This is a genomic window from Planotetraspora phitsanulokensis (assembly GCF_016863295.1).
In the GTDB taxonomy this organism is placed as follows: domain Bacteria; phylum Actinomycetota; class Actinomycetes; order Streptosporangiales; family Streptosporangiaceae; genus Planotetraspora; species Planotetraspora phitsanulokensis.
In genome coordinates this window covers 36,655-59,354 of sequence record NZ_BOOP01000048.1, presented here as the reverse complement: position 1 = coordinate 59,354, position 22,700 = coordinate 36,655, and the positions used below count along the sequence as shown (strand labels likewise).

Here is a 22,700-nt window from a genome sequence, read left to right as displayed (position 1 = left end):
GACCGGGCTCCGGCTGGGGGTTTTCGCATATTTGGGGGGCTAATGACGACGTTGGAGGCGGTCCTTGCGGGGGCGGGCGCCGCGAGTGGCTTGGCGGGCGGTCTGGGCGGCCTCTACGTCCTGATCGTGAAGCCGGGCAAGCGGATCCGCCAAGCTGCGGACACGATCGCTGACTTCCGTGACGACTGGGTCGGCGTGGAGGAGCGGCCCGGTGTCCCAGGCCGGCCCGGTGTGATGGTCCGGCTTGCCTCCATCGAGGAGCAGCTGCATGCCAATCACGGCACCAGCTTGAGGGACGCGGTCAACCGCACGGAGGCCAGCGGCCGCCGGATCGAGGACGCGTTGGCCGCTCACCTCCTGGAGCACCGCATCGCCGCCAGCGTGAACCGCTCGGCCGGCCGGGTCGAAGGCGTGGAGATCTTCGACCCGCCGCACGCCGAGCTCGGCGGCCACGAGCACGACAACTTAGGAGGCTGAACCATGGTCGACATCGTGACCCGGGCCGAGTGGGGAGCGCGGTCGCCGAAGAGCGGCTACACCTCGCTGAGCTCGACGAAGGGCGTGAAGGTCCACTACACCGGCGGCCACGTCGACCCGAAGATCCTCGACGACCACAAGAAGTGCGTCGCCCTGGTGAAGTCGATCCAGAACATGCACATGGACGGCAACGGCTGGATCGACATCGGCTATTCGGTCGTGGCCTGTCCCCACCGGAAGGTGTTCATCGGCCGAGGCCCGAAGCACCTCCCCGCGGCGAACGGCGCCGGCCTCAACACTGGGCACTACGCGATCCTCGCCCTCGTCGGTAACTCCGGACTGACGGTGCCGTCCGACAACCAGCTCTTGGCGATCTGGGACGCGATCACCTACCTGCGGGACAAGGGCAACGCGGGCAAGGAGATCAAGGGCCACCGCGACGGCTACTCGACCGAGTGCCCCGGCGACAAGCTCTACGCCTGGCTCAAGAAGGGCGCACCTCGCCCTGGTGGTGGCGACACTCCGACTCCTGCTCCGCCGAAGCCGCACACGCCGGCTGACCCGGCGGCGCTGGTGGTCGACGGCATCCTCGGCCGGAAGACCATCTCGCGGTGGCAGCAGATCGTGGGCACGACCGTCGACGGCGACATCTCGACCCCGTCCACGCTGGTCCGGAAGGTCCAGCAGATCCTTAACGCCCACGGCGCGAAGCTCAAGGTCGACGGGCTCGGCATCCGCCAGGACGACCGCCATTACGAGACCGTCGAGGCGCTCCAGCGGTACCTCGATTCGCCGGTCGACGGCCGCATGAGCAAGCCGGTCTCCCTCGTCGTCAAGGCGCTCCAGAAGAGGCTCAACACCGGGCGTTTCTAGCGCAGCACCTCACCCTGACCAGCCAGTCGCGGCCGCGGCTGGCTTCTTTGTTGTCCCCTCCGGGCTCCGGTGGGGGTTCCCCCTCTCAAGGAGAGATCATCATGTTCCACGAGTGGATCCTGTCCCTGGTCCGCACCGTCGTGCCCAAGGCTGTCGGCGGTGTCCTCGGCTGGCTCGCCCTGCACGGAATCGTGATCGAGGGCCTGACCGAGGGTCAGATCTCCCTCGGCGCGACCGTCCTCGGCGCGGCCGTCTATTACGCCGTCGTCCGTGCGCTGGAGCTGAAGTACCCGGTCCTCGGCGTGCTGCTCGGTTCCACCAAGCAGCCCAGCTACTCCAAGTCCAAGGCGGGCGCGTGACGCTCGTCGACTCGGGCCAGTTGTACCGCCGCTACGAGCAGGACGGCGGCGGTCGGCTCGGCCGACACCTGCACCTCGACGCGCGCAGCCTGGCGTACGCGGTCGAGAACGACGCCGACCTCATGTCGGCGCCGCTCGAGGACCGCGCTTGGGAGCGCATGATCCCGATCCTCGACCAGGGGTCGCTCGGGGCTTGCACGGGCTTCGCGGCCACCGGCGCGCTCGCATCCCAGCCGTACTACTCCGCAGCTGGGCAGCGGGCGATCGGGGACCAGGACCCGAGCGAGTTCGCCCGGTCGCTCTACAGCGACGCGACGCTGGCCGACACCTGGCCGGGGTCGTGGCCGCCGGAGGACACCGGCAGCAGCGGCCTGGCGATCTGCAAGGTCCTCAAGTCGCGCGGCACGATCACCAGCTACCGCTGGGCGACGACTGCGAAGGGTCTGCTGCGGCTTCTCCAGGACGGTCCCGTCCTGATGGGAATGCCGTGGTACTCGGACTTCTTCGAGCCTGACGTCGAGGGGTTCGTCGACTACGGGCCCTGGCGGGGCAGCGACCTCGCCGGCGGCCACGAGGTAGAGGTCGTCGGCTGCCAGGTCGACCAGGACGACCTGTCGGCGAGCGTGTTGACGATCGCCAACAGCTGGTCGACGAGCTGGGGCGACGCCGGGTACTTCCGGATGCGCCTCGGCACGTACGAGCAGCTGGACGGCGTGGACCTCAAGCAGTACGTGATCGGCTGATACAACGCGGACGCCCGCTTCCCCGACGTCGGGGAAGCGGGCGTCTTTTGTCGTTTACGCGGCGCAGGTCGCGCCGTGGAGGATCGCGTGGAGGTGCGACAGCGAGCTAGTGCCGGGGATCGGGACCACGTGATCGCCGAGGGACAGCAGCCATTGCAGTGCGTCGCGGCCGCCGTCCGAGGTGAGCTTGCCAGCGTTCAAAGGCCGGTAGGCCACGTACGGGATGTAGCGACTACGGCAGTAGTCCACGGCCCGGTCGTGCGGCTCGTCGAGGTTGAGAACGTTCTGCACCGCGGCGATCGACACGACGCGGGACGCCTCGTCGATCTGCTTGGGCGTCACCTTGGACAGGCCGACCGCCGCGATTTTCCCTTCACGCTGGAGCTCGGCGAGCACGCCGATCTGGTCGCTGAGCGGCACGTTCGGGTCCACGCGGTGCAGGTAGCACAGGTCGATCCGGTCGGTGCCCAGTCGGCGGAGGCTGGCTTCCACGGCGGCCCGTAAGTAGTCCGGCCGGCCGAGCGGCCACCAGATGTTCGGGCCGGGCCGTACCAAGCCGACCTTCGTGGCGATCAGCAGGTCATCTGGGTACGGGTGGAACGCCCTGCGGACCAGTTCCTCCACGGTGTGCGGGCCGTAGGCGTCAGCCGTGTCTATGTGAGTGATCCCGTGGTGCACAGCCTCGCGGAGGACGGCTGTGGCGTCGGCGGGGCTTGGAGGGTTACCCCAGGTGCCGGGGCCGGTCAGTCGCATGGTGCCGAAACCGAGCCGAGAGACGGTCTTACCCGCGATGGTGATGGTGCCGCCCGGAGCGCTGGTCACCATAGGGCGTCCTCCTGGATGGGCGCGGGTATCCCGGGCGGTGTGGCCGCCTTCGCCAGCTCTTCCCAGGTGCGGAAGTGGGCGGCGATGTCGAGTAGCAGCATCGCGGTAGCGGTGGCGTCGTAGGCGGCCCTGTGGCGCTGCCCGGGGATGCCGGAAACGTCGATGCCGGTGTGTTGGATGAGCGCGTCAAGGCCATACCCGGATGGGCCGCTGTAGACGGCGCGTGCCGCGCGCAGCGTGTCGATGACCCCTTCGGGCTTCCATTCGGGCAGGTGGCGGGTGAGGGTCCCGTGCTCCACCGTGGCGTTGTGGGCGACGAGCCATGCGCCCGTCAGCGTTTCCCGGATGTCGTCGGCGACCTCTTCCCACAGGGGGGCGTTGGCGACGTCCGCGTTGGTGATGCCGTGGATGCGGGTGACGCGCTGATGGATGGGCGCGGGCGGGCGAATGAGCCACTGTCGAGCCGCCCCGATGTCGGCGCCAGCGACGTGGACGGCCGCGACCTCGATCAGGTCGGGCGGCTGCGCGCCGTTGCCTTCGACGTCGACAACGAGGACCCTTCGGGGCCAGGTGGTGAGATTCATATGCCGTCCTGGTCAGTCGTCGTCGTGCCTGGCTGCCGCGGCGAGCCGGTCGCGGGCTTCGTCGAGCTGGGCCTGCTCGCTGGGTGTCAGCGTGTACCCTTCGAGCGCTCGGCCGTGGGCGGCATGGACGTGAGGGTGCTTGACTTCCCACATCTGGTAGCCGAAGTAGTGCTGAAGGGCGTACCGGCGCTGCTCTCCGAGCGTACCTGTCAGGACGTGACCGTCCTCGACCACGAACGGGGTTTCCGGGTCGAATCCGAACAGGTCCAAGGCCGCGCGGAACTCCTGCCCTGTGGGTGCTCGCAGAGCCGCCCGGCACCGCGCGACCTGTTCTTCCGGGCAGATGTCGCACAGCTCCGGCACGCCGAGGTGCCCGTTGTAGTCGGCGACTTCCCACGAGGCTGTCACCCCGCATGATGTCTTGCGGTACAGAGGCGTCGCGATGCCGGAGTCCCGCCACGCCTGGATTACGCGGGCGTCGAGGTCGCCGGGCAGGACCTTCCGCCGCTGCCAGTTCTCTTCGTACGGCACCGGCACCCCGAGGTCACGCAGGTAGGTGGCGTTCTCTTCCTTGTGGTAGTAGCCGGTGAACACGATCGCGTCGACATCCGCGCCGACGTTGAGCACGTGGGCCATGGTGTCCGGATCGTCGTTCCAGCCCGGCACGATCGGCCGCCAGTACAAGATGACCTTCGTCCGGGACCGGCCGGCGGCCGCCGTACGCAGTGAGTCGACGGTGGTGGTCGACCGGGCGATCGGCTCCACCCGGTCATCGGTGATGCCGCTGTAGGTGAACAGCAGAGTCGGCCGGACGTGCGACAGCTGCTCCAGCCGGGTCATGTCCTGCTCGGTGACGTGGAACCGGGTGATGATGAGCACCAGGTTGGTCAGGCCGCGCCGGTCGAGCTCCTCCAGCACCTGGAAGGTGTGCGGCTTCACGCCGGGCAGGAATGGGTCCGTGGCCTTGTTGAACAGCTGGATCGGGGTGGTGTGCGGCAGAAACTCGCTGTGTCCGACGAGCATTTCGACGGCCTCTTCGGTGGTGACGAGCAGCTGCGGGATCTTCTGCTCGAAGTTGCCCCAGAAGTGCCGGACGCAGTAACCGCAGTCGAGCGGGCAGCCGATGATGTGGTTCAGCGACAGCCCGGACTTGCGGTTGGTGATGATCTGCTGCATGTAGGGGTCCAGCCCGGCCTGCTGGTCGGTCGGCATGAGCCGCAGAGTGCCAGGGCGCAGTGCGACGGTGTCGGCCCGGGAGAGCGTGGCGGGGATGAAGACGGGCTCTGCGGTCATCGTGGCTCCTCGAGTAGGGAGATGCCGGTGGGTCCGTACCAAATGCCGAGGTCGCGTTCGACGCAGTCGGGGCGGTCGGACGTATGGATGAGGTTGTTCATGAGCTGGCCTCGCGCGCGGGCTGCGTGGAGGCTGTCGACGCCGAAGTGGCCGCGAATGGTGTCGGGGCCGGCGATGGTGGGGTCGTTGGGGCCGATCAGTGTGCGTAGCCGCTCTGTCGCTTGGTCGCCGTGGCCCAGGGCGACGCAGACCTGTTGGCCTACGTACAGCCGCCGCAGGTCGGCGGCGATGTCGAACCCGAACTCGGCCGACATCTCCGGGGCGAGCATGTCGTCGTAGTGGGCCATGATCTGCTGTTCGGTGGTGGTGACCGGACGCGCGTGGGTCACCCGGACGTGGTCGGAGAGTCGAGAGATGACGTCGTCGACCAGGCCCCTGGCAACGCAGTCGGGCTTGAGCAGGATGACCGACCAGCGGGACCAGTCGATTCGCCCGCGAACCTCGGGGAGGTCCTGCTCGGCCGTCATGACGGCACCCGGTCTGGCCAGCGTGCCGCGAGTAACCACTGGTGGGCGGGTGTGAGCTCGCGCAGGACGCGGCCGCTGATCGGGCCGTCGTGGTGGGTGACCTGCCGGTATGCCTCGAAGAGCAGCAGGACCTGCACCCAGTACGGGCCCAGGTGGGATATCTCGCTGCTGCCCAGGTTGAGCGGCCTCTCGTTGTGGCGGAGATGCCGCTCCCAGGTCATGAGCGTGTCGAGTACCTGCGGGGAAGTGCGCGGCATCGCCACGGTGGGAGGGACCGCAAGCGTCGGTTCCGCGACGGCGGCCGCCGCGCGGTCCAGGTCCTGCACGTTGAGGTGCATCGACGAGACCAGATGGGTGTACGTGCCGAGGTCGACGCCGAGCGCCAACGCGGTGTATTCGGCGATCAGGGTGAAGCTGAACACGTCGCAGACCAGCCCGATCCAGGCGTCGTTGCCTCGCATGAACGCCACGGTGTGGAGCGCGTTGTCGCGGATGAGGAACTGCACGCCGAGGGTGCAGGCCACGTCCGGGTTGGCAGGGTTGACCAGCTCGTCCGGCCGCATGATCAGCATCGTGGCCCGTTTGCTGCCTGGATCGGATCGGAGCAGGTCGACCACCCGGTCCCACTGGGAGCGGCCGCGCGGGGAGAACAACCTCGGCCCGTATGCGGTCCCGGTCAGGGCCTGGCCATCGGCAGACAGTGCGCGCAGCCGAGGGGCGTAGTAGCCGATCATGTCGAGGTCGGCGCGGCCGGCCAGGTACCACAGGGCCTCGGCGTGGTTGAACACGATGTTCGGGCGACGAGCCGTGAGATAGGGCGTGCGCTGCCTCGGGTCGGTGAGGGTGAAGCTCACGCCGAGGATTTCGCTGGAGGATTTGCCGCGCGAACTGGACGCGTACTGCGGCTCGGCGAGGAGCTGGTGCAGCACTGACTGGTAAGCGGCGTGGAATGTGTCGAACCGTGGCGGGCCCAGCATGGGGGGTCTACTGGTCACCGATCCGCCTCCTTCAATGGTCGGGTGAGGGTGGTCATGTACCGTTCGAGCTCGCTCAGCTGGCGGGAATGCCGAAACCGGTCGAGCCGGGACAGGCACTCGGCGATGAGGTCGACGTGCTCGCGGGTGCCTTGGATACTGCGGAGCCAGGTGACCCGGTCAAGGACGTCAGCGCCGTCGTCGACGTGCAGCGCGGCAGGGGTGATCTGGTCGTGGTTGACCAGCGTCGTGGGGGTGAGCGGTAGGCACCCGGCTAGTACCGCTTCGGGGAATCGCTGGCTGATGTTGGCGGTCGAGGAGTACCGGTCGGGCATGAGCAGCACCGTGGCCAGGCCGCTGCGGTAGATGGGCTCAACTTCGGTGAACGGTGCGCGCCCGGTGAAGTTGACGTAGGGCCAGGGATCGGTGCGGGTCCATTTGCCAGCGACCCGGTGTGGCACGTGCGCCGCGGCGGGGGCGAAGAAGGTGTCGAACGCCTCGTCGCGGTCGTACTGGTTTCCCACGTAGGTGAGATCCAGGGGCCGTTCGATGGCGGCGAGGATTTCCGGGCTGGCCGTGTCGAGCAGCTTGTCCGGGACCATCGTCAGCAGGCTCGGCGCCGGCGGGTTGGGCCAAATCGCCGTGTCGCAGACAATGACGTGCGGCATCGCGCGTAACGGGTCGTCCGCTGGCATCTGCCGGTCGGTGTCCCACAGCACCGTTGGGGTGCTGAGTTCGCGGGTGTAGTGGTTGATCAGTTCCGCCTGCCGGTGCAGGTCGCAGGTATGACCGGGCTCGCCGCATGTGGTGGTGTTCCGGCCAGGCAGTGGCCACCGCCATTCGCAGAAGAGCACGTCCAGTGGCGGCAGGTCGGTGGCCCACTGGTACGGCAGTCTGGTGCCAGCCTCCTTCAAGTCGCGGTCCTGCTGGAGCAGGACAACGCTGTGCCCCTTGGAGAGGAGCCCGTCGACGATTCCGCGACGCCAGAACCGGCCGCCGTCTGGCGTGTCCACGATGCCGGGCCCGAGGAAGCCCCAGAAGCTGTAGCCGATCTTCATCTGCACTCCCTACTCGTGGGTGGATGGTGCGGTCCCAGGGCGCCCCTCGCCTTCGGCAGCCGCCCCAGGACCGGTCTCAGGTCACGACCTCCATGGGTCGCGTGGGGGCGGGGTCGAACTGGCGGACCTCCCGGGTGCCGCTACTGGGGTGGGCGCGGCTGGGAAGGAGATGGGAGGTCCGCCAGACCTCCGCCGCGGCCTGCTGCATGCCGTCCCAAAGGTCGGCAGGCGTTTCGGCCTCGACGATTCGGCATTCACGCGGGTCACCAGCGTGAAAGGCAATGAACGTTCGGTGGTACAGGCCGTACATGACGACCCAGGCGGGAAAGTGCGACTGGAGACGCGCGGCGTGGTCCAGGTTCGCCTGATCAAACTGGGTAAGCAGCAACATGGCTCGCCTCCCCGTTGATGTGCTCGGCGACGAGTTCGGCACCCACGAGGGTGATGCGGCCGGCCGCCAGCTGCTCACCGAGGTCAGCGCCGCGCAGTGTCGCGTAGTGCTGAGCAATCCGGTCGGCGGCGCTCGGCACGAAGTATGCGAGCGTGTGAAGGGGCCGCTTCCTGGGCTCGGGTGCAACGTCGGGCACCATCCACCAGATGGCGCTCCCGTCAGTCCTCGCGACCAGGCCATAGAACACAGACACGCAGGCACTCCCGCCGAAGATGAGCACCTGGGCGGGGATGTTGTGCCGGGTTTCGAGTTCGTTGGCGAGGCTGTGTGCGAGCTGCGATGCACGGCTCATCCGCTGCTCGCGGATTACCTCGACTGTGCCTGTGGCGGTGGCGGGCGGGGGAGTGGCGGAGATCACAGTTCCGACCGTACGAACGCGATCACCCGCTGTCATTGATACTTTCGCCCGGCGGCGGACGAAAGTATCAATGAGCGTTACATGCCCAGGTCAGAGCACTACACCGGTCAGATCTGCCAGGGTCCGCATGCCCGTGCTCAGTGTGCGGCGCCTGCCGACGATGCGGCCGACCACGTCCTTGGCGTACCGCTGCTGAGATAGCCATTGCGGGGAATGCGACGCCAGATCGGTCAGCACCGCGACGGCCTCGTCCGAGCGGCGCGTGGACACCAGGGCGGACGCGACGTCGAGCCGGTGCCGGTTCCGCGACGCCGAGGTGGCCACCAGGAGCCCGCCACCGGCGGGGATCCGCTCAGCGATCCGCAACACCTCGTCGGGCCGATCCTGCACCGCCGCGTTCTCGGCCCGGATCATCGCGACCGTGACGGGGCCAAACGTCCGGGTGGTGGAGGTATCCGACAGGACCTCCCTGCCGACCGCCGTGGCGGCGGTCTGCGCGAGTCGGATCGTGTCTGCCGCCTCGCCCGGTCGGTTGTCCCGCACCGCGGCGTTGCTGATGCCGAGCACGAGCCGCCCCCACAGGGTGAGCTCCCGCTCGGTCGCTCGGGACATGCGCGGCTCGATCCGGTCGGCCCACTCGGTGGCCAGCCGGCGGGCGTCGTCGAGGCGTCCTTCCCGGAGTCGCAGCCAGACGAGGGTGTTGACGGCGGCCGCCTCGTCGAGATGGTCCTCTGCGGCGTCCCTGGCGTGGTGGAGTGTCGCCCCGGCGAGCTCGAACTGTCTGACCTGGGTGAGGACCCAACCGGCGGTATTCAGCACCCGCGACCGGATGCCCCGTCCCGCGCCATTGAGCGCGTCCGCGTCGCGGATCAGCGACGGCAGAAGGTGCGCCACCTCCCGGTACTGGTTTCCCGCCAGGAGTGGTTTCAGTGAGTCGAGTGCGGAGGACACACCGGCGACGGTGGGTTCCTCGTCGGGGTAACCGAACTTCCCAGCGAGAGCCCTGCCTGTCTGTTCCCATACCTCCGGCGGGAGCACCGTGGACGTGTGCGGTTCGCGGGCGTCGCCGTGCGCGCCGACCAGCTCTGTCGTGGGGACTTTCAACGCGATGGCCAGCCGGTGCACGGTCTCCAGCGTTGTCTGGCCGGCGATGCCCTGCTCGATTTTCTGCACGAGGCTCTTCGACACCTTGGCGGCTATAGCCAGCTCAGCCTGGGTGAGGCCGCGCCGCTTCCGCCAACCTCGAAGGTTCTGCGCGAGGTCCCTTGTCGGGTCGCCGGTGCTAATCTCGTTCATAGGCCCTGCTCTTTCCTGTGACGTCGCACTCTCAGGCTAAGACGCGGGGCTTATTTCATGCGACAAATCTTTGTCGCCGCCGTGTTACTTCATCCCTTTCGGGCACTAATGCGCCTATTAATTCCGTTCTGTTCTCCCAGCGCTGGGAGTTCAGTCGTTCGGTTGGCCGGGGGATAGGCGGCGACGCTGCTCGTCCAGCTGGACGCGCTGGGCGTTGGCCACGCGGTGCAGCAGCTCGACAGGCTGACCGGTGCTGTCGTAAATGACCCGGGTGATGTCGATGACGCCCACACCTCCGCTGACCTTGAGCGTTGTCGACTCGGGCCCCTCGGCTTGGCGCCAGAAGATGCGGAGGTCGACGTACGCGGTGGCGGGGTCAACACGGGACAGGATGTTGCGTACGGCGTCGCGGCTGGGCCGGCCTGGCACGAGGTCGGCCGGGTAGCTGACGCGGTCAATGCACGCCGCCTGGTCGTCGACGGTGCCCAGTCGAAGGACCTGCATAACGGTGGCGCGGTCGTCGAGGTGCAGGGCCTGGGCGATGTAGTGGTCAGCGAATTCGAAGCGGGTCGTCTTGTCGTCGAGTTGGCCGTCGAGGCCTGCGCGGCGGCATGCGTCCGCCCAGTGGGCGTGGTCCTCGAGCGGCGGGATGACGATGGACACCGTGATGGGCTCGGGTGGCCGCCGGACGATCATCCCTTTGTTCGCGACCCGCCAGACCAGGCCCTCGGACTTGAGCTCTCGCATCGCCGTGGTGATGGCGTAGGGGCCGACGCCGTACATGGCCTGGAGGATGTCGGAGCGGGGGAGTGGTTCGCCCGCGGGGTAGGTGCCGTCGAGGATCTTGGCCCGGAGGTCTGCTGTGACCTCGACGGACCTCTTGACGGGCACGGGGCGGGTCCTCTCCTGATCATCGGTACGGCTGGCGCTGATCGTATTACGGACAGCGGGCGGGCGCGTTACCTGTGGGCTTGACAGTGATCGACAGGTGATGCAGCATAGCTACTGCGACGCTGTTTTACGTAAAACACAGCGTAGCAGATCGCGAATTTTCCCCTCAGCCCCGCCAACCGCCACCAGAAACGCAGCGGGCCTCACCCGGAGCGCCAACTCCGAGGAGGCCCTGAACACCAGGTCTCTCACCCCTCGCTGAAAGGACCGAGACCCGATGCCCAGCCACATCGTGACACACGCGGGCACTGCCACTCCCGCCCAGCGTGAGCACCGCCTCCGCACGCTCGACGAGATCGTCCTGTCGAGCGCCGCCACCTGCCGCGCCTCCGACCCCGACGACTGGTTCCCCCTCACCGAGGACGAGACGGTCCTCCGCGACATCGCCCGCAAGCTCTGCGGCGACTGCCCCATCCAGGCGTCGTGCCTCGAGCGGCAGCTGCTCATCGAGGAGGGTATGCCGCTGTACGAGACGGACGGCATCACCGCCGCCACGACCCCGCTCGAACGGTACGAGATCCGCACCGGCGTCGCCGGCATCGAGGTGGCGGCATGAGCCTCCTCACTCGCTCGCCTGAGCGCGAGCAGGCCCGACTCGAAGCGGAGCGCCTCCGCATCGAGCAGGACCGGCTCCGCGCCGAGGCCCGCCGCGCTCGTGAGGTCGACGACGCCGAGCACCGCGCCGAGGTCGAGCGCCGGACTCGCGAGCTCGCGGCGGACGAACGTGAGCGCAGCCGCGCACGGTGGACGGAGCGGCGTTCGCAGTGGACCGACCGGACGCGGGCCGTCGGCCGGCTGGCCGTCATGTCCACCACGAACCTCGGCGTCAACATCGTCGCCGTCGCCGGACAGTTCCTGGTCTTCCAGGCGCTGGGCTGGCCGACACCGACCGCCGTCATGGCGGCCGCGATCGTCGAGTCCGTCGCCGTGTACGTCTCCTGGCACGCGCACGTCGCGCTCCGCGAGGGTGACTCGGCCTTCCGCCTGCGGATGACCTCGTACCTGATCGGCGCCGCGGCGGCGTACCTGAACTACTCGCACGTGCCGCAGACGCCGGAACTGTTCGCGGCGTGCTCGCTGGCGTCGCCGTGGCTGTGGTCGATGCACTCGCGGCACCTGCACCGCAAGGACCTCCGTGAGCAGAGCCTGATCGACCCGCGCGCACCCAAGTTCAGCGTCCTGCGCTGGGCGCTGCACCGGAAGGAGACGTTCGCCGCGTTCAAGTGGGCCGTCGGCGAGGGCGTGCAGTCGCCGCAGATCGCGGTGGACGTGATCCGCACGCGCCGCAACACCCGCATGGCGTGGCAGTCGGTGGAGGACGCGCAGACGGCGGTCATCGCCGCGCAGCGCGCCCAGCTGGAGCTGTCGCTGACGCAACTGGCGGCCGTCTCACAGGAGCTGCACGGGATGGACCCGGACGCGGCGGCCGCGATGGACGGCATCGCGCGGTTCGTGAACCGGGTCGGCGCCGGGCTGGTCCCGGAGTACCGTCCGGCGGTCGCCGGCGTGCTGGAGTCGGCGGACGAGACGCGGACGAACGCGCCAGACGAAGCGCGGACGAACGTCGCGGACGGAACGCAGACGGACGGCGAACGGAAGTCGGCCCGGAGGCCTTCGTCCGCGCGGACGAAGAGTGCGGGCGGCCAGTCTCGTACGCGCGGACGGGCTGCTGTGACTGCGGCGGACGGCGGGCGGACGAACGGGCGGACGGTCCGCGCCAGCGTCAGCGGACGGACGACGCGGACGGGCGGACGGTCCGCAGGGACGGACGACGTTTCGCGGCTGCTGGGACTCGGACGGAACATCCGTGCCGAGCACGAGCGGAACGGCGTGAACCTGACCCGCGACCGGCTCTCCGCCGCGCTGAAAGGGCGCGGACTGACGATCAGCAACGACCGGGCCGGACGGCTGCTCGCCCTGGTGCGCGCGGACGCTTCGTCCGCCACCGACAGCGCGGACGAGACCGCCTCGTCCGCGCAGGAGAACGACACGGCGGACGGCGGACCGTCCGGCACAGAGCACGCGGACGAAACCGCTTCGTCCGCGAACTAACAACGGCACGGAAGGAGACAGCAATGAGCATCGAGCAGGGCCAGGAGCGAGTCGCCGAGCGCACAGTCGCGATCAACGCGTGGGACATGGTGACGGACGAGTACCACAACGCCAAGCTGATCTACCGGACGGCGGACCCGTTCTTCGTCCGCATCGAGATCGAGGACTGGCACGACGTGATCATCGCGCCCCGGTCCGTCCTCCTGGAGTGCGTGGCCGGCCGGGCTGAGTTCCTGGCCGCGCCGGACAAGCAGTCGCTGCGGGCCTGCCCCGCGGCCGAGCCCCAGTGGACGTTGTGGCAGGTCCGTCAGGGAGACCTCGACCTCGCGCTGTTCCGGGTGGACCGGCAGCAGCTCGCCGACGTCATGACCGGCCTGTACGAGCTCGTCCCGGCTGGCAAGGAGATGCCGCTGATCAGCTGGGACGCCGTCATCGCCGCACTGCTGGCGTAACCCCTCAGAAAGGAACTCTTGTGAGCACAACCTCGTCGTCCGGGCAGGATCACTGGTCCGGGGACATGCTGGACCGGCCGGAGCTGGTGGAGGCTTTCACCGCCCAGCTCCGGCAGGTTCTGTCGGCTCAGGCCGACTATGTGGCACGCATCCGCCGAGACGCCGAGGCCATGTGGAAGGCCAACCGACCCGAGGGTTACAGCACCTTCGAGGCGTGGTGGCGCCACCGCTGGGTGACCAGCCCTTTCGGCGAGATCCAGGCCCACATCGAGAAGGCCGCGACACTGACCTTCGAGCTGGAGGCCCGTTACCGGCGCGGCCGCCACGAGATCCCGGCCGCCCGTGAGGCGGCCGCGCAGGCCAGGCAGGTTCCCGCTATCCCCGGTCCGCAGCGCACGGCACAGCCGAAGTCGGCGCCGCGTGCTGCTGACCCGCCTAGCAGGGACTTCATTGACCTGATCAGGGACGACGGCCGGAAGCGGTCGGCATGAGCGGACTGACTCGGTTGGGGCGGCGTCGGCTGGAGAACCTGGCCAACACCTGGAATCCACGGATGGAGGCCGCCACTGACGATGCTTCGCTGGCCAAGGTGTGTTTTGACCGGGCGAAGGCCGCCGCGCGCAGTGCCCAGCGCGGCGGCAACCCCCGGGCGATGCACGAGCTTGCCGTGCTGCTCGCGACGTGGGCCGAGGGGCACGAGACCGCCGAAGCCCGCCGACTCTGAGGTGACACAGCGTGATGCCCGTCCTCATGTTCATGCGCCGAGACGGCCTCGCACGCGCGTAAGGCGCGGCGCGCGTACGCGCGGCGCGCGAGGATCCCCCATTCGGTTACCGACTGTCAACCCCAGGAAGGGAGGCGAACGTGAGCGCCAACGACGACGACAAGGTCGTGCGGCTGCCCCGCATCTTCATGCGAGGTTCCCTCGACGCCCCCGAGCCCAACGCCGATAGCGGTTCCGCTGCCGACGACGTCGAGGAGTCGGCCCCGGCCCCGGCCGGCTCCTGGCCCCGGATGCCGGGAGTCGAGGAGATGCGGCCTCCGTTGGCGCTGACCATGCCAGGTTTCCCCCGGCCGGACAGCGACGAGGAGGGCGCGTTCGCGCTGCCGTCGCCGGACGACCCCGACAACCCGACCGCGCGGAGCGCGTTGGCGGTCGCGGTGGCTTTGATGACGGCGCTCGGTGTCGCAGCTGCTAAGGGCATGTGGCACCGCGCCCGTCACCGCCAGGCGCTCGCTGACCAGACCCGCGCGGCCGCCGATAGGTCGGCCGCGAAGGCGGCCGTGGCCGGCCCCCGCGGTGGGCGTGGATCGGGAGGCTCCTCGGGGTCGTCCCTGCTGCGCTCGCTCGGCGGTGGGACGAAGGGCTCACGCGCGTTCGCGCGCCGCACAAGCGACAGCGGAGGCAAGAGCAGCCTGGGCGGGCTCGGGAAGGGCAAGGGCGGCCCGCACAGCGGATCGCCCAAGGGGCTGGGGCTGGCCAGCGGCAAGGACGCCAAGGGCCACAAGTCTGCTCGGAGCGGCAAGACGGTCTGGGACGAGGACACGAAGACCAGGCCGAAGCGCCGCAAGGGCAGCTCCGGCCAGGTCGAGTTGCGTCCGCGTCGGACGGCTGACCCCGCCGTGACCAGCGGTAAGCCGTCGAAGACGAAGAACCCGAATGGCACCCCCGACAAGGGGGCGAAGCCCGCCACGGCCCGCAAGGTGACCTGGAAGGCACCCAAGGAGGGTTCCGGCAAAGGCGCCACCGCAGGCCCGAAGCGTTGGACGACCGGCCGCCCCGGGACCAGCGACAAGGCTGCTCCGAACCCCACCCCTCCGAACGGCCCGCGGCGGCGCAAGTCGACGTGGAAGGCCTCCACGGACAGCGCAGGCCCGAAGCGCTGGACCAGCAGCAAGAACGCGACCGGCTCCCGAGCGGACCAGGACAAGGAGCGGGCGCAGGAGCAGGCCACGCCTCCGCCGCCTCCGGGTTTCGCCGGGATGCGGCCGCCGCCGGCCGCTGACCGAACGGTGCGGGTGGAGTCGTCCGAGCGGGTCGACCAGCCTCGCCAGCGGAAGCACGAGGCCCTTGCCCTCACGCAGGAAGGAGTCCGGGCCTTGAGCGCGGCGCCCAAGACGAACACGCAGTACCGCGACGCGGAGTTGACGGTTTACGACGTGATCGAGGCCGACGCCGACATGGCCGAGCAGATCCTTGACGGGGTGGCCGAGGCCGAGGCGACCGCCGAGGGCTGCGACCTGCTGCGGAACAGGCTGGAGGCCCTGCACGCCGAGATCGGCGAGCTCAAGGTGCCCGGAGTGCTGCTGGGCATGGTGGCGCGGCTCATGGAGAAGACGGCCACGGTCAAAGCGAAGGCCGAAGCCATCGCCGAGAACCTTCCGCGCGCCTCTGAGGCCATCTCGATCGCGGGGAGCAACGCCGAGGCCCGCCACAAGAACCCGGCCGACGTGACCCGCGACATGGGCCACACCCGCCCCGCCGAGCGCGACTACCACAACGAATAGGAGGCCGTGATGGGAGAGCTGGAGAGCGCAGAGACGACCGGCGGTGTGGTCGCGGCAACTGCCAGCGTGCTGATGGAGGCCGTGCGTTACGGCATCCTCATCGCCCAGCTCGCCGTGGCCGGGATCAAGCTGCGCGGCCTGAGCGAGCGGGTCCGCCGTACTTACCACTACGTGGAGGGCTGTTCGGCCGGGGTTAACCGGCTGGCGGATCAGATGGCGGGCCTGAGGGTCGACCGCGACACCATCAGCGAGCACCGCAACGCCGCGACCGTCATGCAGTCGGTGCTTGCCGATGCCGAGGCGATGGCCGCCGAGACGGAGGACCTGGCGACGCTGTTCGACGAGACGTCCGCCGCCCACCAGGCCGATTACGGGCCGGTCGCCGAGTCCATCAGGGCAATGCCCGTCCCTATGGCCGACGCATCGTTCTACAGCAACCGCTGACCTGGATTGAAGGAGACGACCATGCCCCCGACCATGCCGCCGCTGATGAAGGTTGACCTGACTATCCCGGCCTGGCCCGAGGTGGAGCGGGCGCGCCGCCGCTTGGACGCCGTGCGTAGCGCGGTGGGTCGCGTGGCGACCGTCGCGGGTATCGCCGCGGCGGCCATCGGGTTGTTCACGCCTGCGGTCGCTGGCGGGTCGCTGCTGGCGACTGCGGTCCTGTCCAGCGCGGGCCTGGCGGGATTGCGGTTGTGGAAGCCGTCCGGCCACCAGAAGGCGGCCGCGACTGCGCTGTACCTGGTGCCCGGCGCCAGCCTCGCCGCGCTGTTGATCGCGGAGCAGGTCGTGCCGGGCATCCACTGGGGCGAGGCGCTGGGGCTGACTGTGTGGTCGACCGCGACGTGGATGCTGCGGCCGGCCCGCGTCGCTCGCCTCATGGTGGCGCCGCCGCCCCCGCCCGCCGCGGCGGCCGTCGCCCTGGCCCCGGTGCAGCAGGTGGTCGACGGGCACCCGGTCGCGCAGTGGTGGGCGAGCCGTGTCGCTGTCGCCGGCGGGACGGCTTCCGGCACGGTCCTGGAGGACATCGAGCGGACGGGGGAGGCCTCGATGCGGGCCATCATCCGGTCTGTCGACCCAGGTCAGCCCGTCCCGGACATCTCCATCCGGCACCTGTCGGCGCTCATGGACGTCCCCGAGGAGCTGATCACGATCGGTCCGGTGCCCCGTCGCGGCGCTGCGGTGCGTCGCCTGACGATCGGCAAGCCCGCCGAGGAGGACCCGGCGACGGTCTGGGCTCAGCGGATCGCCCCGGTCGCGATGCCCGGTGCCGTCCTGACCGGCGTTCGTGTCGGCCGCCCCGGTGCCGCCCCTGAGGAGAGGAACTAATGAGCATGCCCACGCTGGCGGCCGCCGACGAGGTCGTTGAGCTGATGCTGGAAGTCCCGGCCGGCCAGGTCATCCGCTATGACCTGGCCGCGCTGCGCTCGGCGCTGGGCATCACCGACCCGACCCGCATCGTGGTCGAGACGGACGGGTCACGCCAGGCGATGGTCACGGTCTACCCGAGCAACCCGCTCGCCAACGTCCGGGCCGTGACCCGCGAAGACCTGGTGATGGACCGGCACGGCCGCATCGTCGCTGGCGTCTACCACAACGGCAGGCCCGTCCGTAAGCGACTGTTCGACCCGTCGACGGGGTCTGCGCAGAGGTTCCTGCTGTTCGGCACCACCGGCGCCGGAAAGTCCCGTGCGCTGCAACTGGAGCTGATCGCCGAGAAGATCAACGGCATCGTGTCCTGGCTGGCCGACCTCAAGGAAGGCCAGTCAGTGCCTGAGGCCAAGGGCAACGTCGACTTCTACGGCAGCAGCCAGGAGGAAGCGATCCTCATCCTGCGCTCGGGTGTCGCCGTCGCACATGCGCGGATGCGCCGCTACAGCGCCGCCGGGCGGAACTCGTTCGCGCTTGGCGGTGACCCGCTTCTGCACGTCCGCATCGACGAAGCGAACCGGCTGCTGGAGAAGGGAGCCCCCTACCGGGATGAGGCCACCGGCTTGATCAAGGAGTTGGGCAGGACGGGCCGCTCTGTCGGTGTCGGCATCGGCCTTGCCGCCCAGGCTTCCCACCTGGAGGAGCTGGGCGGGTCGGACACGCTTCGCGCCATGCTCAAGGAAGGCGAGGTGACCCTGCTCCGCTGGTCGTCGAGCATGATGCGCCAGCTGGTCGGGGACGGCCTGCTGCCCGCCGGGGAACAGCTCCAGACCATTCCGAAGACTCTCGCGGAGCGCGTGCTGCGCTCCCAGTTCGACCTGGACGAGGACGACGATGACGACGCCCCTGGCACACAGGGCACCGGTTACGTGCTGTCCGGGCCGCGCCCGACCGCGATGATGCGTCACCTGCGCGTCGGCTCCATTGCGCCCCTTCCCGGTTTGGACCCCGAGATCCTCGCTCTGTACGGGGACGACGAGCCCGCCCGCCTGGAGGTCGCGTCGCACGCGGCCGCCGCCGCGGCCTACGCCTCCCGTCACGACCCTGTCGCGATGGCTGCGCTGTGCCAGGCATTGCAGGCCGAGCATGAAGAGAAGTCGAAGTCCGGCGCGGTCGTGAGCATCAGCGCCGGTCATAGCGGCGGCCTCCTGGAGGACCGAGTCCAGGCTGTCCTGGCCTCCGCTGATGCCCCGATGACGGCGGCCGACGTCCTCGACGCCGTCAACGCGGACGGCGGAAAGGCCGTCAAGGTCGGTTCGGTGCGCAACAGCCTTGGCCTGCTCGCTGACGAGGGCGACGTCGCCCGGGTCGGTCGCGGCCTGTACGCCCTGAACCGCTGATCTGGAGGAGGTTGCCGTGACGACGTTCGAGAATGCCCGGGTCGAGAACCTGGCCGGCCGTGCGGTGCTGCGCGGGCTGGCGTGCGCGGGTTGGTTCGCGGGGACACAGCTGCTCGCGCTGGCGTGCGATGTGGTGAGCGAGGAGGCGCAGCTGGTCTTGCCGGTCGTGTCTCTCGCCGTGGTGTCGGTGGTGGTTCCGCTGCTCCGGCGGGGGGCGTCCCCGGTGGGCGGGTCTGCGACGGTTGCGACGCTGTGGATGCTGGTGGCCGCGACATGGGGTCTGGTCGGCGGGACGGTGCTGCTGGTGTCGGCCGCCGCGGTGGTGGCCGGCCGCCGCGCGTCAGGACGGCTGCGGGCCTGCGACGCGCCGCTGAGCGGCCGGAACCGCTGAAATGTCCGGCGTTGCGGCAGGTGACGACGTGTGGTCGGAATCACAAGTGATCGTTTTGGTGCATCACTGCGTGCGTGTCTCCTATGTCCGCACTCGTCGCGCTATGGTGTGCTCTAGCGCGTCAGGTGCGTCAGGTGTGTCGCGAGCAATCGCCGCCCCGGCAACTGCGACACGCCCGCCAGAAGCGACCGCAACCCATGTGGCCCTTGTGGAATGCTTGCCCCGAACTACATCCACGTAACTTCGACCCCTCACGGAGTCGCCACAGGGCAAAAAAATAAGCCCCCCCGAAGGGGAGCGCAGGAAGACAACTTCATCCGCAGATCTGAACCAGATCTCTTTCGCTTGGCCGTAGTGATTGGCTCCTAGGTTTGGCCGCCAGGGAGAGCCGATCGCTTGGGTCCACGCGTCTTTCGCTTGGAGGAAAAGATAGCATCCCGCCAAGCGTTCGGTCCTTCGCGCCCGCAAATCGGTGGGTCCGCGTGTCGCCCGAACGTTCCCAAATCCCCGCCGCAGAGCCGTTCCGGCGATCCTCGTACGGCATTCGCCACGGTCTGCGACCTCCCCGACCTCCTCGCCCCGCTCACTCGGCGGGTGGTGCTCGGCGCCGTCCCCGAGGGAATGCGGCCTGCGGGCTCGCAGCAGGAGTTCGTCCGCGCCGTCAAGGAGCACCCTGACGCGCTGGCACTCCGCTGCCACGGCTACCGCAACCTGATGCAGGTGGCCACCGCCCTGTCGAACTGGGCCGACTGGACGACACTCACGACCAGGCCCACCGAGCAGCGCATCGCCGAGGAGGCCGACCTCGCGCTGTCGACGGTGAAGCGCTGGGTGCGCTGGCTGCGTGAGCGCGGCTTCCTCGGCACGGTCGAGGAGGGCACGACGGTCCGCTACCGCAAGGGCACCCGTATGGGCCTCGACGATGACGGCCTGGGCAACCGTGCGGCGGTGTGGGTGCTGTGTGTGCCGTCGCCGCAGGTGGATGACGTCGCTCCGGTCACCGACAAAACGTCATCGCGTACCGACAGAACGACAACTGAACCCCCTTCTGTAACTCTCCCTGAGAGAGTTACAGAAGGTCCTACGCACGCGCGAGAGACAAGATCATCTCGCCGTAAGACCCGCATTTCGCCGACGAGCGCGCGGCCCGCATCGCCAGGGACGAAGCGCCACGCACTCCAGACCGCCGAGCAGATCCGCGACACCAGCACCACGCTCCGGCGGCTGTCGCCGTGGTACATCAGGCACCTGACCAGGGTGTTCCTCGTCGCTGGCTGGACCGCCGACGACGTGCTCCACGCCCTGGACCACAAGCCGGACGGCACGGCCTGGACCTACACCTGGCAGCACGTCGACGACCTCCGACACATCCCCGGATGGGTGAAGCACAGGCTTGCCGCGTGGCTCGACGTCGACGGCCGGCCCGTGGCCAGCAAGTCGCAGCGGCTCGACGCCGCGGCGGCCAAGGTGCGCTCGGAGCAGGAGGCTTGGCGTGCGCAGCGCGAGTCGCTGAACGCAGCTCGTGTCGGCGGGCCGCTCGAGCTCGCCCCGCGGCTGACCCGGGCGGAGGCCTTGGCGCCCCAACCTGTCGTCGCTGGAGTCGCGGCCGCCGGCCCGAGCGCGGCGTACCGTGCGGCTCGTGCCGTCCTGGCCCGGCGGCCGCGCGAGGTGGAGCGCTGGGCGCTGGTCGACGCGGCCGCGCAGGACACGATCGAGGCTCAGCGCGTGCTCGTCGAGGCCCCGGCTCCGAAGCCTGTGGTGGAGGACGAGGAGCTGCGCCGACGCCAGGTGGTGCTGGCCCGGGCGCGGATGCGCGCGCGGTCGGAACGCGAACGGCCCGCCCTGTGATGGGGCGGGCCGTGGCGATGAAGGGCGGCACCTGGCGTGCCGCGTTCGTTGCCGGTCGTTCGTTCGCCGTGGCGAGGAGAGACCTCGATGAAGGGCGGCACCTGGCGGTGCCGCGTCGTGTGTCGAGGTTACCTCGGGGCTCGGGTGCCGGTCCGGCGAAGCGACAAAACGACAGATCCGAATCTACGCTGTAAAGGCGGGGCCGCCGTACAGGTCGCCGGTACGGCACCTACGGTGCCGCTTCGGCTCCCCCTGTACCCGGACACACGGACATGGATCACCGCATCGGTGCCCAAGAGCCGCGCCACGTGCGGCGGGGGAGTGGCGGCGGGGCCGGCTGCGCCGTACGGGAGCGCGCCCCTTTACGGCGTAGATTCGTTTTGTCGTTCTGTCGCATCTCCGCCGGTCGTGGCGTCGCGTCGAGCGTCGAAATGACCTCCACGCGTGCACGAGATCAACAGAGAGACGCGAACGACGCGCGACAGTGCATCAGGTGCGTCTGACGCGTCGAACCGCTTAGAACGCGTCTGAGACGGTAACCATATTGTGATCAACAAAAACGATCGTCGCAGCACCACAGTTACTAAGCACGCTCTTACACGTGTTACTGTCGAAGTCCAAGCACCGCAATTGACCAGCACAAACGCCCCGGAGGACAGCGTGACCGCCACAGTCCCGCCCCCCTATGAAATGTGGGAAGCCGCCCGACAGGCACGAGCGACCACGACCCACGTGCTCGACGCACTCGCCTTCTCGGCCACCGACACCGCCGCCCCCCACCTCACCGCAACGTGGGACGAACTGCTCCAGCAGGCCACCGACTACATCTACCGCGACGCGGCCGACACCGCCGCGATGAACGCGGAGGGAAGCGGCCTCGACCTCGACAACGGCGTCACCTACGACGACCTGCCGCCCCTCATCGCCGGACAGGTCCAGGTGCACGCACTGGTCGCCGCGACGCTCTTCGCGAACCGCGACCCCATCGCAGCCTGGTAGCGGAACCGCTACCAGCTTCACAACAACCGGCACGGCCCCGCGAACCCCCACGGTTCGCGGGGCCTTCGCATTCCTGAGGAGAAACCGATGCTTTCGACCGTCACCACCGCCAGCCGCGAGAAGCTGTCCGACGCCGCCAGGGACGTCCGCGAGGCGGGCGGCACACCGACCCAGATCTTCGCGACCATCGCACGAATCCTCGCCGGGCCGGCCGGGACCGACGAGGAGTTCACCACCCACCTGGACGACATCGGCCAGACAGCGAGCTTCTTCTGGGACGACCTGTGCCACCAGGTGGAGGACAAGACCGGGACTCGCCCCTACTCGCCCGACGCCACGTTCGACGAGCTCACCGGCGACATGCTGGACGACGTCCTCAACTGGGTCGTCATCTACCACGCGGAGGAGGCCGAGCCGCCCGCGCCGCCGATCGTGCTCGCGGACAGCCTGCTCAACGGACTCCGCAAGGCGGCCGCGCTCAAGGTCGAGTACGGCGACCACTACGGTCCGGTGCGCGCCCAGCTGCACGAGGTCCTGGTGACCCTGCTCGGCACCCAGTCCGTCGATCGGGACCTGGCGGTCGCCGCCATCGACCACGCGCTCGTCACCGGCAAGTTCATCGCCGAGGCCGTCGCGCACGCGGACGGTCAGCTGTGACCGCGACGCTCGCGGCACCGGCCGCCGACACCCGGTCGATCGCGGAGCACCTGCTGGAGACGCTGCGGATGCTCGACCGGGCCAGGGACCAGACGCTCGCCCGCGACCCGGGCGCCTACGGACACGTCCGCGAGGCCCTGGTCGAGGTCCTCCGCACCCAGGACTGGGGGAGGGCCATGGCCGAGGAGGCGATCCTCCACGCCATGCTCGAAGGGTGCTCCATGTACGACGCGATGATCGCCACCCGATAGCG

The 22,700-nt window shown here is 69.1% G+C and carries 28 protein-coding genes; 18 read left to right on the top strand and 10 right to left on the bottom strand.

The genetic code is table 11. The features are described 5' to 3' along the window. Positions 1-42 precede the first annotated feature (42 nt). From Pph01_RS39205 to Pph01_RS39190, 4 genes are all read left to right on the top strand, one after another. The gene (locus Pph01_RS39205) at positions 43-477 is read left to right on the top strand and encodes a hypothetical protein (protein WP_204078330.1); all 435 of its coding nucleotides are present in this window, start codon (positions 43-45) and stop codon (positions 475-477) included. A gap of 3 nt (positions 478-480) precedes the next feature. Continuing rightward, positions 481-1,350, top strand: a complete 870-nt coding sequence (locus Pph01_RS39200) for a peptidoglycan recognition protein family protein (RefSeq protein ID WP_204078329.1) — start codon at positions 481-483, stop codon at positions 1,348-1,350. Positions 1,351-1,451: 101 nt separating this feature from the next. Continuing rightward, the gene (locus tag Pph01_RS39195; protein WP_204078328.1) at positions 1,452-1,709 is read left to right on the top strand and encodes a hypothetical protein; all 258 of its coding nucleotides are present in this window, start codon (positions 1,452-1,454) and stop codon (positions 1,707-1,709) included. Beyond that, positions 1,706-2,452 carry a C1 family peptidase gene (locus tag Pph01_RS39190; RefSeq protein ID WP_204078327.1) on the top strand — a complete coding sequence of 249 codons (747 nt, stop codon included), beginning with the start codon at positions 1,706-1,708 and terminating at the stop codon, positions 2,450-2,452. Before Pph01_RS39195 ends, Pph01_RS39190 begins: the two co-directional genes overlap by 4 nt. A gap of 54 nt (positions 2,453-2,506) precedes the next feature. Here the strand turns inward: Pph01_RS39190 and Pph01_RS39185 are convergent, their stop codons facing one another. From Pph01_RS39185 to Pph01_RS39140, 10 genes are all read right to left on the bottom strand, one after another. Then, entirely contained in the window at positions 2,507-3,277 is a 771-nt protein-coding gene (locus Pph01_RS39185) for an aldo/keto reductase (protein ID WP_204078326.1), read from the bottom strand. Next, positions 3,271-3,861 (bottom strand): 3'-5' exonuclease, encoded by a 591-nt coding sequence (locus Pph01_RS39180; RefSeq protein WP_204078325.1) that lies wholly within the window; start codon positions 3,859-3,861, stop codon positions 3,271-3,273. Before Pph01_RS39180 ends, Pph01_RS39185 begins: the two co-directional genes overlap by 7 nt. Positions 3,862-3,873: 12 nt before the next feature. Then, on the bottom strand, positions 3,874-5,154 hold the full coding sequence (locus Pph01_RS39175; protein ID WP_239117348.1) for a radical SAM family protein: 1,281 nt from the start codon (positions 5,152-5,154) through the stop codon (positions 3,874-3,876). Next, positions 5,151-5,681: a nucleoside-diphosphate kinase gene (locus tag Pph01_RS39170; RefSeq protein ID WP_204078324.1), complete on the bottom strand. Its 531-nt coding sequence runs from the start codon at positions 5,679-5,681 to the stop codon at positions 5,151-5,153. The genes Pph01_RS39175 and Pph01_RS39170 overlap by 4 nt, the downstream gene beginning before the upstream one ends. Continuing rightward, the gene (locus Pph01_RS39165) at positions 5,678-6,676 is read right to left on the bottom strand and encodes a thymidylate synthase (protein ID WP_204078323.1); all 999 of its coding nucleotides are present in this window, start codon (positions 6,674-6,676) and stop codon (positions 5,678-5,680) included. Before Pph01_RS39165 ends, Pph01_RS39170 begins: the two co-directional genes overlap by 4 nt. Then, positions 6,673-7,713 carry a hypothetical protein gene (locus Pph01_RS39160; protein WP_204078322.1) on the bottom strand — a complete coding sequence of 347 codons (1,041 nt, stop codon included), beginning with the start codon at positions 7,711-7,713 and terminating at the stop codon, positions 6,673-6,675. Before Pph01_RS39160 ends, Pph01_RS39165 begins: the two co-directional genes overlap by 4 nt. 76 nt (positions 7,714-7,789) lie before the next feature. Further along, positions 7,790-8,104: a hypothetical protein gene (locus Pph01_RS39155; RefSeq protein ID WP_204078321.1), complete on the bottom strand. Its 315-nt coding sequence runs from the start codon at positions 8,102-8,104 to the stop codon at positions 7,790-7,792. Continuing rightward, positions 8,082-8,522 (bottom strand): hypothetical protein, encoded by a 441-nt coding sequence (locus tag Pph01_RS39150; RefSeq protein WP_204078320.1) that lies wholly within the window; start codon positions 8,520-8,522, stop codon positions 8,082-8,084. The genes Pph01_RS39155 and Pph01_RS39150 overlap by 23 nt, the downstream gene beginning before the upstream one ends. A 90-nt stretch (positions 8,523-8,612) precedes the next feature. Then, positions 8,613-9,818, bottom strand: a complete 1,206-nt coding sequence (locus Pph01_RS39145; protein ID WP_204078319.1) for a helix-turn-helix domain-containing protein — start codon at positions 9,816-9,818, stop codon at positions 8,613-8,615. A 150-nt stretch (positions 9,819-9,968) separates the two neighbouring features. Then, entirely contained in the window at positions 9,969-10,709 is a 741-nt protein-coding gene (locus tag Pph01_RS39140; protein WP_204078318.1) for a GntR family transcriptional regulator, read from the bottom strand. A 277-nt stretch (positions 10,710-10,986) separates the two neighbouring features. Between Pph01_RS39140 and Pph01_RS39135 the strand changes: the two genes are divergently transcribed. From Pph01_RS39135 to Pph01_RS39070, 14 genes are all read left to right on the top strand, one after another. Beyond that, complete coding sequence (locus Pph01_RS39135) at positions 10,987-11,325, top strand: WhiB family transcriptional regulator (RefSeq protein WP_204078317.1); 339 nt, start codon at positions 10,987-10,989, stop codon at positions 11,323-11,325. Then, positions 11,322-12,821: a DUF2637 domain-containing protein gene (locus Pph01_RS39130; RefSeq protein ID WP_204078316.1), complete on the top strand. Its 1,500-nt coding sequence runs from the start codon at positions 11,322-11,324 to the stop codon at positions 12,819-12,821. The genes Pph01_RS39135 and Pph01_RS39130 overlap by 4 nt, the downstream gene beginning before the upstream one ends. 23 nt (positions 12,822-12,844) lie before the next feature. Next, positions 12,845-13,273 (top strand): hypothetical protein, encoded by a 429-nt coding sequence (locus Pph01_RS39125; RefSeq protein ID WP_204078315.1) that lies wholly within the window; start codon positions 12,845-12,847, stop codon positions 13,271-13,273. 20 nt (positions 13,274-13,293) lie between these two features. Then, positions 13,294-13,764: a hypothetical protein gene (locus Pph01_RS39120; RefSeq protein ID WP_204078314.1), complete on the top strand. Its 471-nt coding sequence runs from the start codon at positions 13,294-13,296 to the stop codon at positions 13,762-13,764. Beyond that, a complete protein-coding gene (locus tag Pph01_RS39115) occupies positions 13,761-13,997 on the top strand; it encodes a hypothetical protein (RefSeq protein WP_204078313.1) in 237 nt (78 codons plus the stop codon). The genes Pph01_RS39120 and Pph01_RS39115 overlap by 4 nt, the downstream gene beginning before the upstream one ends. A 140-nt stretch (positions 13,998-14,137) precedes the next feature. Continuing rightward, entirely contained in the window at positions 14,138-15,781 is a 1,644-nt protein-coding gene (locus Pph01_RS39110; protein ID WP_204078312.1) for a hypothetical protein, read from the top strand. Between the two features lie 9 nt (positions 15,782-15,790). Then, complete coding sequence (locus tag Pph01_RS39105; protein WP_204078311.1) at positions 15,791-16,225, top strand: hypothetical protein; 435 nt, start codon at positions 15,791-15,793, stop codon at positions 16,223-16,225. 21 nt (positions 16,226-16,246) lie between these two features. Then, the gene (locus Pph01_RS39100; RefSeq protein WP_204078310.1) at positions 16,247-17,110 is read left to right on the top strand and encodes a hypothetical protein; all 864 of its coding nucleotides are present in this window, start codon (positions 16,247-16,249) and stop codon (positions 17,108-17,110) included. Then, on the top strand, positions 17,110-18,552 hold the full coding sequence (locus Pph01_RS39095; RefSeq protein ID WP_204078309.1) for a hypothetical protein: 1,443 nt from the start codon (positions 17,110-17,112) through the stop codon (positions 18,550-18,552). Before Pph01_RS39100 ends, Pph01_RS39095 begins: the two co-directional genes overlap by 1 nt. Positions 18,553-18,568: 16 nt before the next feature. Then, the gene (locus Pph01_RS39090; protein ID WP_204078308.1) at positions 18,569-18,943 is read left to right on the top strand and encodes a hypothetical protein; all 375 of its coding nucleotides are present in this window, start codon (positions 18,569-18,571) and stop codon (positions 18,941-18,943) included. A gap of 594 nt (positions 18,944-19,537) precedes the next feature. Next, a complete protein-coding gene (locus Pph01_RS39085) occupies positions 19,538-20,791 on the top strand; it encodes a hypothetical protein (RefSeq protein ID WP_204078307.1) in 1,254 nt (417 codons plus the stop codon). 660 nt (positions 20,792-21,451) lie between these two features. Continuing rightward, positions 21,452-21,790 carry a hypothetical protein gene (locus Pph01_RS39080; RefSeq protein WP_204078306.1) on the top strand — a complete coding sequence of 113 codons (339 nt, stop codon included), beginning with the start codon at positions 21,452-21,454 and terminating at the stop codon, positions 21,788-21,790. Positions 21,791-21,877: 87 nt separating this feature from the next. Beyond that, positions 21,878-22,447, top strand: a complete 570-nt coding sequence (locus tag Pph01_RS39075) for a hypothetical protein (RefSeq protein ID WP_204078305.1) — start codon at positions 21,878-21,880, stop codon at positions 22,445-22,447. Further along, on the top strand, positions 22,444-22,698 hold the full coding sequence (locus Pph01_RS39070; RefSeq protein ID WP_204078304.1) for a hypothetical protein: 255 nt from the start codon (positions 22,444-22,446) through the stop codon (positions 22,696-22,698). Before Pph01_RS39075 ends, Pph01_RS39070 begins: the two co-directional genes overlap by 4 nt. Positions 22,699-22,700 lie beyond the last annotated feature (2 nt).